This is a genomic window from Pseudodonghicola xiamenensis DSM 18339 (assembly GCF_000429365.1).
GTDB classification, from domain to species: Bacteria; Pseudomonadota; Alphaproteobacteria; order Rhodobacterales; family Rhodobacteraceae; genus Pseudodonghicola; species Pseudodonghicola xiamenensis.
Genome location: NZ_KE386894.1, coordinates 49,531 through 64,055, shown reverse-complemented (window position 1 = coordinate 64,055; position 14,525 = coordinate 49,531). Strand labels below are relative to the sequence as shown.

12 protein-coding genes and 1 CRISPR repeat array are annotated in these 14,525 nt (G+C 65.5%); all 12 genes read right to left on the bottom strand.

Features of this window, described 5'->3' with window-relative positions:
• Positions 1-700: direct repeats of the CRISPR family, unit length 29 nt; unit sequence CGGTTCATCCCCGCGCGTGCGGGGAACAG.
• An 81-nt stretch (positions 701-781) separates the two neighbouring features.
• The 12 genes from cas2e to G455_RS25390 all read right to left on the bottom strand — a co-directional run bounded on the left by cas2e (position 782) and on the right by G455_RS25390 (position 14,525).
• A complete protein-coding gene (cas2e, locus tag G455_RS0122960) occupies positions 782-1,069 on the bottom strand; it encodes a type I-E CRISPR-associated endoribonuclease Cas2e (RefSeq protein ID WP_028095719.1) in 288 nt (95 codons plus the stop codon).
• Positions 1,070-2,014 carry a type I-E CRISPR-associated endonuclease Cas1e gene (gene cas1e / locus G455_RS0122955; RefSeq protein ID WP_028095718.1) on the bottom strand — a complete coding sequence of 315 codons (945 nt, stop codon included), beginning with the start codon at positions 2,012-2,014 and terminating at the stop codon, positions 1,070-1,072.
• A complete protein-coding gene (gene cas6e / locus G455_RS0122950; protein ID WP_028095717.1) occupies positions 2,011-2,682 on the bottom strand; it encodes a type I-E CRISPR-associated protein Cas6/Cse3/CasE in 672 nt (223 codons plus the stop codon). The genes cas1e and cas6e overlap by 4 nt, the downstream gene beginning before the upstream one ends.
• A complete protein-coding gene (gene cas5e, locus G455_RS25400) occupies positions 2,679-3,356 on the bottom strand; it encodes a type I-E CRISPR-associated protein Cas5/CasD (RefSeq protein WP_051312720.1) in 678 nt (225 codons plus the stop codon). The genes cas6e and cas5e overlap by 4 nt, the downstream gene beginning before the upstream one ends.
• Positions 3,356-4,420 (bottom strand): type I-E CRISPR-associated protein Cas7/Cse4/CasC, encoded by a 1,065-nt coding sequence (gene cas7e / locus G455_RS0122940; RefSeq protein ID WP_028095716.1) that lies wholly within the window; start codon positions 4,418-4,420, stop codon positions 3,356-3,358. The genes cas5e and cas7e overlap by 1 nt, the downstream gene beginning before the upstream one ends.
• On the bottom strand, positions 4,417-4,908 hold the full coding sequence (gene casB, locus G455_RS0122935) for a type I-E CRISPR-associated protein Cse2/CasB (protein ID WP_028095715.1): 492 nt from the start codon (positions 4,906-4,908) through the stop codon (positions 4,417-4,419). Before casB ends, cas7e begins: the two co-directional genes overlap by 4 nt.
• Positions 4,905-6,356, bottom strand: coding sequence for a type I-E CRISPR-associated protein Cse1/CasA (gene casA / locus G455_RS0122930; protein ID WP_028095714.1), 1,452 nt, complete (start codon positions 6,354-6,356; stop codon positions 4,905-4,907). Before casA ends, casB begins: the two co-directional genes overlap by 4 nt.
• A 73-nt stretch (positions 6,357-6,429) precedes the next feature.
• A complete protein-coding gene (locus G455_RS25395) occupies positions 6,430-8,925 on the bottom strand; it encodes a CRISPR-associated helicase/endonuclease Cas3 (protein WP_035367257.1) in 2,496 nt (831 codons plus the stop codon).
• Positions 8,926-9,244: 319 nt separating this feature from the next.
• Entirely contained in the window at positions 9,245-11,179 is a 1,935-nt protein-coding gene (locus G455_RS0122915; RefSeq protein WP_028095713.1) for a vWA domain-containing protein, read from the bottom strand.
• 10 nt (positions 11,180-11,189) lie between these two features.
• Positions 11,190-12,566, bottom strand: a complete 1,377-nt coding sequence (locus G455_RS0122910; protein ID WP_035367255.1) for a serine/threonine-protein kinase — start codon at positions 12,564-12,566, stop codon at positions 11,190-11,192.
• Between the two features lie 9 nt (positions 12,567-12,575).
• Entirely contained in the window at positions 12,576-12,848 is a 273-nt protein-coding gene (locus G455_RS0122905; protein ID WP_028095711.1) for a hypothetical protein, read from the bottom strand.
• A gap of 9 nt (positions 12,849-12,857) precedes the next feature.
• The gene (locus tag G455_RS25390; protein WP_051312719.1) at positions 12,858-14,525 is read right to left on the bottom strand and encodes a formylglycine-generating enzyme family protein; all 1,668 of its coding nucleotides are present in this window, start codon (positions 14,523-14,525) and stop codon (positions 12,858-12,860) included.

Below are 14,525 nucleotides of genomic sequence, written 5' to 3'. Positions count from 1 at the left end.
CGGTTCATCCCCGCGCGTGCGGGGAACAGTCAGCGTGTTGGCTGCCCCGATCAGCGTGGCGCGGTTCATCCCCGCGCGTGCGGGGAACAGGCGGAACAGGCCAAGGCCGAAGCCGTGTCAGGCGGTTCATCCCCGCGCGTGCGGGGAACAGTCAGCGTGTTGGCTGCCCCGATCAGCGTGGCGCGGTTCATCCCCGCGCGTGCGGGGAACAGGCGGAACAGGCCAAGGCCGAAGCCGTGTCAGGCGGTTCATCCCCGCGCGTGCGGGGAACAGTCATTCAGCGCGGCGGTCATTTCGTTGATGGTCGGTTCATCCCCGCGCGTGCGGGGAACAGTCCCCCGGAGGCCGATATGGCAGAGATTGACCCGGTTCATCCCCGCGCGTGCGGGGAACAGTTCCCGTCGCCGTGCCGACCCGGCCCGGCCTTCGGTTCATCCCCGCGCGTGCGGGGAACAGGCTGCTTCACGATGTCAGTCATGGCAGGTCTCCGGTTCATCCCCGCGCGTGCGGGGAACAGGCATCCACCTCGCCGTAGCTGGTGCTGACTTTCGGTTCATCCCCGCGCGTGCGGGGAACAGGCTGCTTCACGATGTCAGTCATGGCAGGTCTCCGGTTCATCCCCGCGCGTGCGGGGAACAGGCATCCACCTCGCCGTAGCTGGTGCTGACTTTCGGTTCATCCCCGCGCGTGCGGGGAACAGTCTTCCTGTAGAGCATTGATCTACCACATTTTTTGCAATGTCAAAGAACGTACCGATTTTTTCGGCGAAAATTCCCGGCCCTCAGCCGCGCTTGTCGGGAAAGAAACTGACCAGCTTCAGCCCGTCGAAATCCACCGGAAGGCGCCGATTTTTTCCGGTGGTGAGAAAATCATATCCCTGGTCCGTCGGCGCCTTCCAGACCATCACCGCATCGCCCCGGTCGATCCCGGCCAGCACCTGATCCCAGATCATCTGGCGCGTGCGGGCGGAATAATCACCGACATAGACCCCGGCCCGCAGCTCGACCAGCCAGGCGGCGAGGCGCCCGCGCAGTCGCGGGGGCGCATTGGCCACCACCACCACCAGCATCTAGCGATGCCCCGCATCGCCCGAGGGCGGTGCATCCGGGAAAGCCGGGGCCACGCTGTCGGCAGGTGGCTCGGGGCGCGGCAGCTCGCCCGCCGAGAGCACCTCTTCGATGGCCGGGATGATCTGCCCCAAGAGGCCGCTGCGGCGGAACACGTCGCGGCAGGCCAGACGCACGGCACGGTCGGGCGTCATCTCAAGCTTGCCCCGGGCCGCCTGCCCGGCGATCCGGAACGCTTCGGGCACCACGGTCTTGATCTTGTAGAGATCCGCGATGTCATAGACGAAGGACAAGGGCTTGCCGCTGTGCAGCATGCCGATTGCCGGCGCATATCCGGCGGCCAGAACCGCGGCTTCCGTCAACCCATGCAGGCAGGCCGTCGCGGCCGAAAGACACCGGTTCGGCACATCGCCCGCCGCCCAATCCGTCGGGTCGTAGGACCGGCGCTTCCAGGGCACGCCATATTGCTGCGCCAGCAGGGCATAGCTTTCGCGCACCCGCACTCCCTCGATGCCGCGCAGTTGCTCGATCGAGCGGCGCTGCGGCGCCTCCTCGTCAAAGCGCATCGCGAACATCTTGCGCACCACCCGCAGCCGCGCCGTATCGTCCAGCGCAATCGCGGCCTGCCACAACAGGCGATCCGACCGCGCCCCGCCCGGCTGGCCGGCGGAATAAAGCCGCACGCCGCCCTCGCCCACCCAGGTGATCAAGGTTCCGACCCGCGCCGCCAAGGCAATCGCCGCATGGGAAATGCGCGCCCCGGGTTCCAGCATGATACCCGCAAGCCCACCCACCGGGATCTGCGTGCGGGTACCATCCGCATTCACCGCCACGAAGGCCCCATCCAGCACATCAAGCTGGGCGCGTTCGACAAAGACCAGCGAGGCGCGATCCTTCAGCGGGATCGGATGCGGCGGGGCAAGGCCAGGCAGCTCCCCCCCGTTCATCGTGCCCGGCGGATCAGCATCAAGCCGCAGCCAAAGGCCTTGGCCCGCCCGAAGCCCTGCGCAAGCTGAGCGCAGAAGGCTGCCGGATCGGTCACCTCCAGCACCCCCGACATATCGAGAATGCCGAACTGAGGCTGCCCCTTGCGCGGCCCGCGATGGCCCGGCAGCGCATGGGTGGCATAGCCTTCGACCGTCACGGAAAGCGGCGTGAACCCCGCGCTTTCCCCCTGGCGCGCAAGCCAGGCCGCGCCTTCCTGTTGCGCCACCTCGGGGCGCGCCGCAGCGCGCTCGGCCACCGGCCGCGCATGCAGCGCATCCATCACCACATCGACCCGCCCCGCCCCGCGCCTGGCCCGCGTGGCATTGGCCCGTAGCGCGAAGGACAGCCGCTCACCCGGCGCCAGAACCGGAGCGAAGGGTTTGGTCTCAAAGGGCTCGAACAGATCCATCGGCAGCGGCGGGCGCGCCGAAAGCGTCAGAAAGCTGCCATCATCCTCTTCCCGCCACAGGAAATCCCGTGCCCGCTCCGGCCCGTCGGCAAAGGCGGCCCAGACCAGCTTGTGATGCGCATCAATGCGCGCGGTGGCATCGCGTGGCGAGATCAGCGCGGCCACCGCCCGGGCGGACGGCCTGCGCGACACCCGCAACCGGGTCAGATACAGCGTCATGCCGCCCCCCCGTCTGGTGCGATATCGACCACCCGCCGTGCCACATGGCGCGGGGCGAAATGCCAGCGCGCCCGATCCACGGGCAGATCGTGGACCTCTTCACCGTGATCGGCTGCCTCCAACAAGACCCGGGCGCGCGCCCCCTGCCGCCAGGGCGGCAAAATCAGATGTGTCAGGGCCGCCTCGGGGCTGTCCGCCTCGATGATCCGCGCCCCCACCGGGGCGCTGAGCGGGCAGGATTTGCGCCCGAGATAGAGCGTGAACCGAGGCGCATGCAGGGCCGCGCGCAGCGGTTCAAGCGCCCCGCCCCAGACCGCGATTCCATAAAACGCCCCTGTGCGGTAATCGCGCAGGGTGATCGTGGTATTGCTGCGCCGCCGCGCCTGCGCCAAGGCCTCGGGGCGGGAGTTCGGCCGTTTCACCGCCGCCGAGGGCACGGTCTCCACCGTATGATAGTCACGCAGCCCTGCGCCGTCATCGAACACCGCAACGGCCAGAGACAGCGCGTCGAGCGCTGAGAAATCCCCGTCGCGCCGCACCCCCAGCGCCGCACCCAGAAGCCCCAGCACTGCCGAGCGCGCAGGCCAGGCCAGCGAGCCGCGCCTTTCGTGCCCGGCCAGTTCGCCCATGGACCCGAGCGTGGCCGAGAGACCAAACACCAGATAGGGTTGCATCACGCCTCCCGCACCGCGCGACCGGCAAACTCCACGATCTCCGCCAGTGTGCCGCCTTGCCCCACGTGCAGCTCGCAATCCGCATCCCAGACCTGACCATAGGCAGCGTCGATCGCTTCCCGGGTCGTTTTCAGTTCCGTGACCGAGGTTTCCAGCCAGGGCTGAGCCTTGACCGGAGCAAAGAACGCCCCCGACAGATCGCGCGGCGCCTGCAGCCCGCGTTCGGCCAGGATGTAATGCGCGCGCGGATGATGCGCGAAGGTGTTCTGCTTGCCGCGTGGAGTGGACTGCGCCAGCGCCCGGGCCAGCGCCTCGATTCCCTTGGCCGCCAATTCCTTGTCGCCCTTCAGGTTCTCGATCAGGAGATCGCAGTTCACGCAGACATATTGATAAAACACCCCCGAACCGAAGGCGATTTCACCCAGATGCCCGGCGCCGGTCTCCTCGGCCTTGTTCAGATCATCCACCGCCGAAAACCAGTCTTCCTCGGGCTGGGCGCTGTGGGTGGTGATCGCATGCGCCACCTGCACCGCGGCGTCGCGGTTGAAATCGGCATCGTCCGCCAACATCCGGCCGAACATGGCGATATCGACCGCCCCGTCGGCATGGCGCAGGACGATTTTCTTCAGATCCTTGTCCTTTGGCAGGGCCTCGCCCGCGACGGCCTTGGCGGCCAGTTCTTCGGCCAGGGCCCATTCCTCGGGGGAAATGAAGGCCAGCGTCATCGCAACCCGGGCCTCTTCCCCCTTCTTGGGCGCCTCGAGCTTGCCGAAGATCGCCGCCACCTGCTCGGCCGCGGCCCGCGCAGCGGTGTCGGACGCGCCGCCCTCGATCAGCTTGCTGAGCAGACGCTCATAAAGCCGCTTGGTGCGCACGCCCATATTGCCCTGCAAATCCAGCGCAAAAAACGCGCTTTCCCTGAGCGCCCGTTTCACCGATTGCGACGACATCCGCAGCCGCGGCGCCCCGCCCACCATCGCCTGCTTCGGACGCCCCTGATCGTCACGGTTCGGGTTCGAGGGGCCGTAGCTTGTCAGCAGGTGGAATTGCACAAAGGTCGTCATTCGGTCGTCTCCTTGACTGCGTCGGAGGGGGCCTCGGCCCCGAAATAGTGAAAGCACCAGCGGATGCGGGTCGCATCGTCCCAGCGCCAAAGGTCGGTGGCCAGGGCCGCCACATTACAGCGCCGGTCCGCCATCGCGATGGCCCGGCGCAAAAGCGCGTCCCGTTCCTCCCCCTCGGCCCGCATGAGCCGCTGGAAGCGCAGTTCTGACAGCACGCCATCGCCCAGCCGCCGTGCCAAGGGCGCGCTGTCATGCTCGCGGATCTCGGCCAGAAGCCGCACCAGACGCGCCAAGGCTTCGGCCTGCCGGGGCCCGGCGTGGATCTGCTGCGCCAGGTCTTGCACCGCCCGCTCGCTCAGCGCCTCCACCGGCCCGGCACGGCGCAGCCTGGCGGCCAAGGCACGGGCCTGCGCGCTGTCGCGGGCGCCGATATGGACGCGCCACCAGCCCAACACCGTCTGGCCGAAACTCTTGTGATCCTCGCTCATGCCGCCTTCCCCTTTTTCGCCACCGGAACCTCAAGCCCCAGTTGCCCGAACATCTCTTTGCCCAGCTTGCCGTAGCCTTTGAATGCCGTGGCCAGAAACTTGCGGGCCTCTACGATCTGCTCCATCCGCTTGGTGTCGCGCAGGGCCAGCTCCGGCAGCGCCAGCGCCTCGAACTGCGTCAACGCCTGCGCCCGCAGATCGGCCAGCCAGAGCGCGGACACATCCGCCCCCGCGATCATCGCATCGACCCGCTGCCGGAATGCGCCCTCGGTCGCGGCAAAGAACGCCTCGCGCTCGGCCTCGCGGGCCTCGCCGCCCGCCAGGACCGGCTCCAGCGCCCCGCGCAGGGCAACCGCCGCCGCCTCAGCCGCGCGCACCATCCCTTCAAGCCGCCACTCGGCCTCGGGCTCGAGACGCAGCAGCGGCTGCTCCGACCAGATGAAATCGCGCGGCTTCATGTTGTCCATCGCCCAACCCGCCACCACCACCGTGCCCGCGCCACCGCGTTCACGCAGCATCAGGCCCAGCTCTCGTGTCTCGCTGGTGGCCGACCCGGCGATCACGCCCAGCCAGTTGCGATAGCCAAATCGCCCGGCACGCGGATGCACAGGCAGCCATTCCTCGCCCGGCTTCATCCGGTAATAGGGGCTGAGCGGATGCTTCCATTTGGCGTAATTCGTGCCCCAGGGCCGCTGCACCACCCCAACGATCTGCCCGTCTTCCGCCACCAGGCGCAACCGGCGCGGCATCCCGAAGAATGCCTCAACCCCATAGGTCTTGCCCTCGGGCGGAAAGGTCTCAAGCCCCTTGTCGGAAACCCGCGTGGGTCGCATCCACGGCAGGTCCTGAACCTCTCCCGGCGCGCCGTAGGGCACGTTCGCCCAGATCAGCGGCCAGAGGCCCGCTTGCGGGTCGATCAGCGTGACCAGCGGCCCGCCCCCCCGCATCGAGGTGCGGTTGCCCGCCCCGCCCGAGGGCGCGAAGGCCTGGAAGGCAAAAAGCGCCATCGCCGCAAACGGCAGATCGAGCGCGCCGTAGCGGCCGCGATGCACCATCAGGTCGGCGTTGTTCTTCGCCGTGCTGGCGCCGGCACTGTCGATGAACAGCATGTCCACCGCATTCGGCGCGCCCTCCAGCGGTTCCAGATCCTGCAAGAACCTCGGCCCCTCTCCCAGCAGGTTGAAGGCGGGCGCATAGGGCGCAAGCCGCGCCTTCAGCCGCGCCGGATCGGGGTCCTGGCGATCCTCCCAATCCTCGACATCCCGCGGCGGATCGGCCAGAAACAGCAGCCCGATCAGCAGCTCATAGCAGGCCAGGTTCAGATCCGGGCGCGGCCAGTCGGGCCGCAGGATCGCCGTATCCGCCATCTGCCAGGGGGCAATCACCCGCCGGGTCCCATCCATGCAGATCACCGGGATCCAGGCGTCTTCAATCAAATTCAGCGACATGAAAACCTCGCGCTATGATTGAGAAAAAACCACCTCGCTCGCCTATAGTAAAGCTGAGGATTATCTTGCGTGGTCAACTTTTTACCTCCAGGACCAAGCCCATCTCAGTCTCATAACGCAAGCCCGGGCAGATCGTGCCGTCGCCGGCCACCGGGCAAATCCGCAAGGCCGCGCGCTTCCACTCCGGCCAGTCCCGGGTCAGCGCGACGATCTCGGGGGCATCCTGATCCGGCAGGTCGAACCGCGCCAGACGCTTGCGACTGGCTGACACTTCGGACAGGGCCCAGCCCTCGGACCCCGCGATCCAGGGCTGCAACCCGCCTGCCCCGTCGTACCGCGCCAGCACGAGAGTCTGTTGCTCTTCTCCAAGCCGGGTGGGATATCGGGCGTCATCATTCGCCCGCCCGCCAGCACGATAGCCGGCGGCGAAATCGACGATGTTCTGCGCCGCATGGCCGCGGGCGGCAGCACCCTCCCCTTCGGTTCGGAGCTCAGCAGCCTCCAGTGCCTGCGGCACATCGCGCGCGCCGGCGCCATGCACAGCCTCGATCAACGCGCGCAGCCCCGAAGGCGCGGTGATTTCGCCCACACGGAACAGATGATCCGCCGTGCGCCACTGATCCGCCAGCGGATAGACAAAGGCCCCGCCACCCAGGACACCCTGAAGCCAGCGATCATCGGACACCTGCGCCGGATCGGGCGCCAGCACGTGCAAGATCGGTGCCGGCACCGGGCGTATGGCCTGCGGGCGTTCGGCCATATGCCGCCACAGCCGCCCGGCCCGCTGCACCAGCGCCGCCATCGGTGCCAGATCACTCACCATCACGTCGAAGTCGAAATCGAGCGAGGATTCCAGAACCTGGGTTCCGACCAGCACCCGACCCGCGCGGCCTCTGCCGTCTTTCCCGAACCGGCCTCGGGCCGCCGCCTCGATGCGCTTGCGATCGCCAAGCGCAAAACGCGCGTGCAGCAGATCGGCCTCGATCCCAGCCTCCTGCAGGGCCTGTACCGCCGCGATCGCATCATCCACGGAGTTGCGCACCCAGACACAGGCCGCCCCGCGCGCCGCCGCCCCGGAAATCACCTCGACAGCCTCGTCCATCCGCCCGAGCCGCACCACCCGGACCGGCCCCTTCGACCCGGTCGCCTGTGGAAAATCCGAGACCGCCGCGCCCCCCGCCACGGTCAAGGCCGGATAGGTAGGGCTCGGGGCCTGTCCGTCATAGACCGCCAGCAGCTTTGCCCGCTGCGCCACGGGCAGCGTCGCAGTCAGCAGGATGGCCGAGCCACCCGCCGCCCGATGCATCCGCAACAGCGCCTCCAGCTCGGCCCCGATATAGGGCTCCCCCAATTCATGCACCTCGTCGACGATCAGGATCTTGGACGACAGCCCGAAATAACGCAGTGTCTGGAATTTCACCGGCAGCACCGCCAACAAGGCCTGGTCGATCGTGCCCACACCGACATCGGCCAAGAGCGCGCGCCTGCGGCTCTGCGCCAGCCAGTCGGTACAGGTCACATCGTCGGGGCTGTCGGCGCGGCCCTGCTGGATGTCCCGGAACGCCACCGACAATCCCGCGCGCCCATGCGCCAAGGTCACCCGAGGCGCGTCGAACATCCGCCCCACCACCCCAGCCGCGCGTTCGAACATTGCATCCGCCGTGGCCATCGTCGGCAGCGCGAAGAACAGCCCCCGCCCCTTGCCCGCGGCCAGCATCCGCTGCGCCAGCAACAGCGCGGCCTCGGTCTTGCCGGCACCGGTCTCGTCCTCGATCACCGCCAGCATCGGTCCCTCCGGCAGCGGCACCTGCGCGCAGGCCTCCTGCATCGGACGCGGCGCGAAATCGAACAGCGGCCCCTGGCGCAGATCGCAGCCACCAAGCCCCGCACCTTCCACCGCCTCGACCGCCGTCAGGCGGGCCTGGGCAAGATAGGCAGACAACGGCATCGCCTGCGCATTCGGCGCAAACCAGTCCGTGTTGGATCCGATCCAATCGGCGGTGGTGCACAGCCCTGCAAGCCACCAGCTCAGCCTCTGCGCCTGTTCCAGGGACAGCCCATCGAGCGAAGCCCCAGGCCAAAGGGCCGCAAAGGCCGCGATCACCTCGCGCGCAACGGCCACGCCGGTTCCAGCCAGTTTCAGCGCCACGTCTTGCGGACCATGGCGGGCCGGATGGTGGCGCCCGATCGGCAAGGCCAGATCGGAAGGCCGCCCGTGGTGCCCCGCCACTGCCGCATAAAGCGCGGCACGGCGATGGGGCGCACAGCCGAGACGGGTTGCGAGCAGATCATCGTGATGGCGCAACAAGACCTCGCTCACCTGCCAATGACGAGGGCCCCCACCTGCCGCCTCGCCGCGCAGCATGGCACGAAACCCTTCGCTGATCTTGCCCAGATCGTGCAGCGCGATCAGGAACACCAAGGCGTCCCGCTGGGGAGCATCAAGGCCAAAAGGCGCGATCAGCCGTTCCGCCACCGCAGCCACATCCAGCATGTGATAGACCGCTGGATGCTCCACCCCGCCCACATCCGGGGCGCTCTTGCCCGGCCAGTTCAATAGGTCCCGCATGTCAACGCCCCTTCAACCCCAGGGCGAACCTAGGCCCAAGCCCATACCCATCGCAAGCTGATCGCCAGGGCAAGGACAGTCATCGGATGGAAACCATAGAGCTTGGCCCTGTGACACCGGCCAGCCGTTATACAGACCATCAGCAGGGCCAGATGAAAACCGCCGGCCCTTCGCGCGCGGCCATCTGCGGGCTGGCCGGGTCAGAATGACAGGTGAACTTGGTCCGAACCTCATGAGTACCGGCAAAGGCCGCCTGCCTGAGGCTATCGGCACAATCGCGGATGGCACGGGCCGCGCATCCCTCAATCAACGTCATGGATCAGGGCAAATCGTCCAGCGGCATCGGATAAACCAGCGTCGCGGCGTCGCTGCCTGCCCCCATGTAATCGACCCAGGCATCCGTTGCCTCGTTATAGCGCCGATAGCGTTCGATCTTTTCGTAAAGCTCATTCACCACGGTCTGTTGTTCCGAGATCGACATCCTCACCCAGTCATCTTCGGTAATCGCCATGATCCGCGATTTATAAGGCAACCCGTCGAGATATTCGTCGATCGCCACCGCCTGTGCGAGACTGCCCGTCGCCCGTCCGGCGATCTGCTCGGGACGACGGCTCATGTCCGCAGCCGCGCCCAGAACCTGGGCAAAAAACTTGTCCGGGTCGATCACATTTTCCTCGGCCTTTTCGATGATCAGCCGCAGCGCCTGCTCAAGATCGCTCAATTCCAGTTTCGAGATCAGCAGCCGGATCGACAGCGGCTTCAACCCCGTGCGCTCGAAATCCCGATCGGCGACGACCGCCTCGAAGACATCGGGCGCCCTCACCCTGGTCTGGGTTCCAAGATAGGCAAGCTGCATCGACCGGCCGACCGAGGCCAGCGGACTGTCATCGGCGCCACGCGGCTCCGGCGCATCGCCGGGCGGGCCCCGGAACCCGACAACCTGATCCACGATCAACTGCGCCACCCCGCGCGCGCTATCGCGGTACTTGTCCGGATCGCCCTTTTCGATCGGGAAATAGAGCGGCGGCAGATTGGGCAGGCTGGTCAGTTCTCGATATGCCGCCTCGGCGCTGGCATGATCGTTCTTGCCCCGCGGCGTGCGCAGATGCATCACCGCGATCGCGGCACCGAGCCGTTCTCGGACGATGGAATTCAGGCCCGCCGCGCTCAGGCCCGTGGTGGACAACTTATCGTTGGCCTCACGCGGGCCGGCATCGGTGACCAGCACGATGAAGCGCGCTCCGAAGCCCTCCCAGTTCATCGCCGAGAGCGCGTAGTCGACCCCGGCATAGGCGTCTTCCCGGAAATTGACCGAGCTCTCGCGCGCTTCCGCCATCCGCGAAATCCCTTCACGGAACTTCTGGGGTGACTGCCCGTCCTGCAGGTTCACGAAGGTCTTGGCATCGTATTCCAGCCCCGGCGCGGCCTTGAGGTTGTCCCGATACCCGATCAGCCCGAAGGAAATCACATCCCCCGCATTCGACCTGCTGACCTGATCGAATATATCCTCAAGCGCGTCGCGCGTCGCGTTGATATAGGGCTGCATGGAAACCGTGGTATCGACCACGAACACCACCGCGGCCCGGTAATTTTCCCGGATCGCCCCCTCTCCCTGCGGCGCCGGGGCGATCAGCGCCCTGTCGGCCGGAGCCGCCCGCGCCACGGCAACCTTCAGAAGATTGACGAAGGCACCGTTTTCGAACACCGCCTCCTCGGACTCCAAAATCGGCATGACATAGAGGTTCTTGCGCAGATCGACCAATTCGCGCGGGCCCAGAGCCACCAGCGTCTCGGACGGTGCACCGCCACGTTCCGCGATCTGGGCCTCTTGCCGCAATTGCCCCGCGTCGTACCCCGGCTCTTCGGATTCCACCACATCATAGGCACTGTCGAAATCCTTGAAGAACAGCACCCGACCGACGTTTTCCGATCCTTCAAAGGTCGCGACGATGTTCTGTTTCCAGTCGATCACCGCGGTCTCGGGCAACCAGAAAAGCCCGGCGCCGCCATCGTCCGGGCCCACCTGTACCCAGCCCTCCTGACGGCCATAGACCCAGAGCGCCTGAAGCGACAGCACGCTGCCCCCGCCACTTGTTCCCGGCGCCGCATAGCGCGGGCTGCCTTCGCGCACCAGGACACGCTGATACAGCGTCGACTTCCCTTCCATGATGAGAGGGGTCTGGGCCTGCGAAGCCACTGGCACCACGCCCTCCATCAGCGAGATCAGCAGGGTAACCAGATGAAGACGGCGCATGATGTATCCTTTACTGTGAAAGCCGGCTGAGGGCGCGCTGCGCCTCGTCCGAGCCGAGAGCCGCGGCCAGTTTGTAATAGCGGCGCGCGGCGGCCGGGTTCGGCGCCGCGAACGGCGAACTGGCCGTGTCGTAGGTTGCCGGGTCATACATCCGGGCGATCAGGATCGCGGCGCGCTGACGATCCGGCATCGGATTGGCCGCATCGCCCTGGTAGGCCATCAAGGCCGCCAGAGCCGCGTTCAGATTCTCGGTCGTTCCGCTCTGGATCAGCGTCGTGACCTCGCGCAGCGGATCGTCGGCCGCAAGGGCCTCACGCGCGGTTTTGACATCCTCGCCTGGTCCGCTCTGCGCCCGGTCCAGAGAGAGCGTCACGCTGCCGACCAACACCGCGGCCACCAAGCCCGCCACCACCAGGACCGGGATCAATATCCGATCCCTCGGCACGGCGCGGCCCGTCGCCTGGGCCTGTTCCGGCGCCGTCATGCCCTTGTCCCCGGCCGGTTTGGCACTGTCCTTGCGCGGAGGTTGCGCGCCGAGCTGTCGCTTTTCCTCATCCTCGAGCGCGGTGGTGAACAGCGCCGACAGCTCGGTCACTCGATCCGCCGGATCCGCCTTCAGCATGGCCTCGAGCGCACGCGCCAGAACCGGGGAGATCCGCGGATCCGAAATCTCGATGTCCGCGCGCCGGAATTCCAGCGCAGAGAACCCCTTGCCCTCGCCCGGCACCGCCAGCCCCGCGGCCTTCATCAGCACCAACCCCAGAGCGTAGACATCGGTCGCGCCCTGGGCCTTGTTACCGAACAGACCAAGCTGTTCGGGCGCGCAATAGCTGAGTTTGCCGGCGAAACTATCACCGATGATCGACTTTTCCGATCCGACATCACTGGAGGCCAGACCGAAGTCGATCAGCTTGGCGTTTTTTATATTTTCGTTTACAATAAGTATGTTGTCCGGAGCTATATCGCGATGAACAATGCCAAGCGCATGGATCGCCTCAAGCCCACCGGCCAGCCGCAGCCCCAGAGCGAGAACATCGGCCGAGGCCAGCCGGGCGCCTTTCTTGATGTAATAGGACAATGGCTTTCCATCGGCATATTCCATCACCAGAAACAGCCGGCCATCATTGTCCAGCAATGTGGTCTCATAACCGATTACCGCGTCATTGCGCACCGACCGCAACAGGTTGGATTCCCGCCGAAACAGATCTACCGCACGCTTGTTGGCCGCGAAGGCCGGCGTCATGACCTTGACTGCCACGGCATGTCCCGTCGCCACATTCGTTGCCCGAAAGGTGGCGCCCATCCCCCCTTCGCCAAGCAATGACTCGATCCGGTAGGTATTCTGGATCAACACCCCCGGCTTCAGACCAAACACCGAATGTTCCATCATTTTTCCTTATCCCTGCGGCCGCCCACGCAGGGCAAAGGCCGCATGTTTGGTGAAACGTCGAATATCCATGATTTGAAAACAGATGCCGGCAAAAACGCAGGACATGGTAATTCCGAATACAATGAAAAGTATGCCACCCAATATCTCAAGAACACCGGTCCCGGGCACCGACGCAATACCGCGGATAATCATTGCCCCCACATAACATGACATCAGAACCATTATCGCGGTCGCAATCCAGATCAATATTTCAAGAGACTTATTCAAAGCATCGCGCATAGACGCCTCCTATTCCTGCTTTGCAAATTCGATGGCGACATCTCTGAAAGCGCCCGAAATGACGGAGGGATCGGCAAACCCTTCGCGGCGGCGCAAATCGAGATGTTCTTCAAGCAACGTCATGCACGATACCCGGCGCGCCGATCTCTGCCTCATGTCCGGCCACATGAAATCCAGTTGCCGCTGCAACAGATCGGCGGAATATTCCGAGGCGAGCCCTTCGACGAAATTGGCGTAGTCGATCACATTCCCCATCGCCTTGCCATCGAGCGCGTTGAACTGATCCAGCGCCGCCTGCCGCTGCTCGCGCACCTCTTGCAGCAGTTGCGGATCGGCACTGTTCAGCGCGTCGCGTTCCATCAGATCGTAATCGGGCAGCAGCAGGCCGATCGCCAGCGCGTTGAGATAGCGCTGAACAGCCTGATCGCAGACCAGAACCGAAGAGGACATGATCAAGCGGATCGACCGGTCGCGCTGGGTGTTGCGTTCCGCCTGCGCCGCATCGAGAACCGCCCGGATCCGTGCGATCTGGCCCCGTTCGCGTGCACTGGTGGCCCTGTCGGACAGATCGGCCAGCAGCGCCAGCGCCTCCTGTTCCGTGGCGGCGGCCTGCGTCCCCGGATCCGGCTGCGCCAGAGCGTCGAGCGCGGCAATCATCGCCTCGCCCTGCTCGGGCGAAGTGATCGCCAGCCCGGACAGGACCAACCGGGTTCCCGTATACCGATCGGCGGTAGGCTTACCCGAGATGGTATCATAGGGGGGCACCTCGAACCGGGTGGCCAATGTCAGGCTGCCGATCGGTGTCCGCGCATCGCCGCCGCGTTTGACATATCCGCCGACCTGGCCGTGCAGCCGCCCATGCCGCACCATGGAAAACGGCGTCTCGACTATTTCCGCGGCATTCCCCAGCATGTCGTGCAAACCGATCGGATTTGGTTTCAGCGTCCCGATAATCTGGAGCTTGCCGCTGGCGCTGTCAGCGCCACCATAAGCGACATATTCTGAAATCTGTTCCCCCTCGCCCAGCACTGGCAACGGAGACCGGAACAGCGCATCATCAAGTGTCAGTCCACCCCGGGCCGCATATTCCCATTCGTCCTCTGATGGCAGACGCAAAAACGCCCGCGTCTGCCCCACCATCGGCAGGAAATCTGGATTTTCCGCCATCAACCACAGGGTATATCTTTGCGCGAAAAGGTCATAATCCAGCTTTGAATGATCAACCGACGGAACGAAATCACGTTTTCTCGGCTTTTTCTCCGGACAGGTCGATTGCATCACAACGTCGTATTGCGGCGCGGCCAATTCATATTTCGACATATAGAAATACCCCTTGGCCAGACCGCCCCCATCCGAAAACGGTCCAGAGACGAAACTGCGGCGCACTCCGTCCAGAAACGGCTGGGCCTCGTCCTGCCGCCCCAGCACGACCGTGACATCGCCGATGGCCCCGTCTGGATTGGGCGTATCAACACGCCGGAACGCCATCGCCCCGCCACAGGGCATCGGCAGGATCAGATCGGTTTCGGCAGGTTGGGGATTGTAATAACTGTCCTTCCACTCGACATCCTGGGCGCGCGCCGCACCGCCCCAGATGGCGAACAGGCAAAGGCCCGCCGCCACAGGACCGAACGCGCGCGGCCCCAGGTATTTCACCACCGATCCCGGACCGAACAT

Coding starts and splice junctions, on each gene's coding strand:
- casB (WP_028095715.1), bottom strand. CDS start 4,908: ATGAGCGAGGATCACAAGAGTTTCGGCCAGACGGTGTTGGGCTGGTGG.
- G455_RS0122905 (WP_028095711.1), bottom strand. CDS start 12,848: ATGCGCGATGCTTTGAATAAGTCTCTTGAAATATTGATCTGGATTGCG.
- cas6e (WP_028095717.1), bottom strand. CDS start 2,682: ATGACGCTGTATCTGACCCGGTTGCGGGTGTCGCGCAGGCCGTCCGCC.
- cas1e (WP_028095718.1), bottom strand. CDS start 2,014: ATGAACGGGGGGGAGCTGCCTGGCCTTGCCCCGCCGCATCCGATCCCG.
- casA (WP_028095714.1), bottom strand. CDS start 6,356: ATGTCGCTGAATTTGATTGAAGACGCCTGGATCCCGGTGATCTGCATG.
- G455_RS0122910 (WP_035367255.1), bottom strand. CDS start 12,566: ATGGAACATTCGGTGTTTGGTCTGAAGCCGGGGGTGTTGATCCAGAAT.
- G455_RS25395 (WP_035367257.1), bottom strand. CDS start 8,925: ATGCGGGACCTATTGAACTGGCCGGGCAAGAGCGCCCCGGATGTGGGC.
- G455_RS25390 (WP_051312719.1), bottom strand. CDS start 14,525: ATGTTCGGTCCGGGATCGGTGGTGAAATACCTGGGGCCGCGCGCGTTC.
- G455_RS0122915 (WP_028095713.1), bottom strand. CDS start 11,179: ATGCGCCGTCTTCATCTGGTTACCCTGCTGATCTCGCTGATGGAGGGC.
- cas5e (WP_051312720.1), bottom strand. CDS start 3,356: ATGCAACCCTATCTGGTGTTTGGTCTCTCGGCCACGCTCGGGTCCATG.
- cas2e (WP_028095719.1), bottom strand. CDS start 1,069: ATGCTGGTGGTGGTGGTGGCCAATGCGCCCCCGCGACTGCGCGGGCGC.
- cas7e (WP_028095716.1), bottom strand. CDS start 4,420: ATGACGACCTTTGTGCAATTCCACCTGCTGACAAGCTACGGCCCCTCG.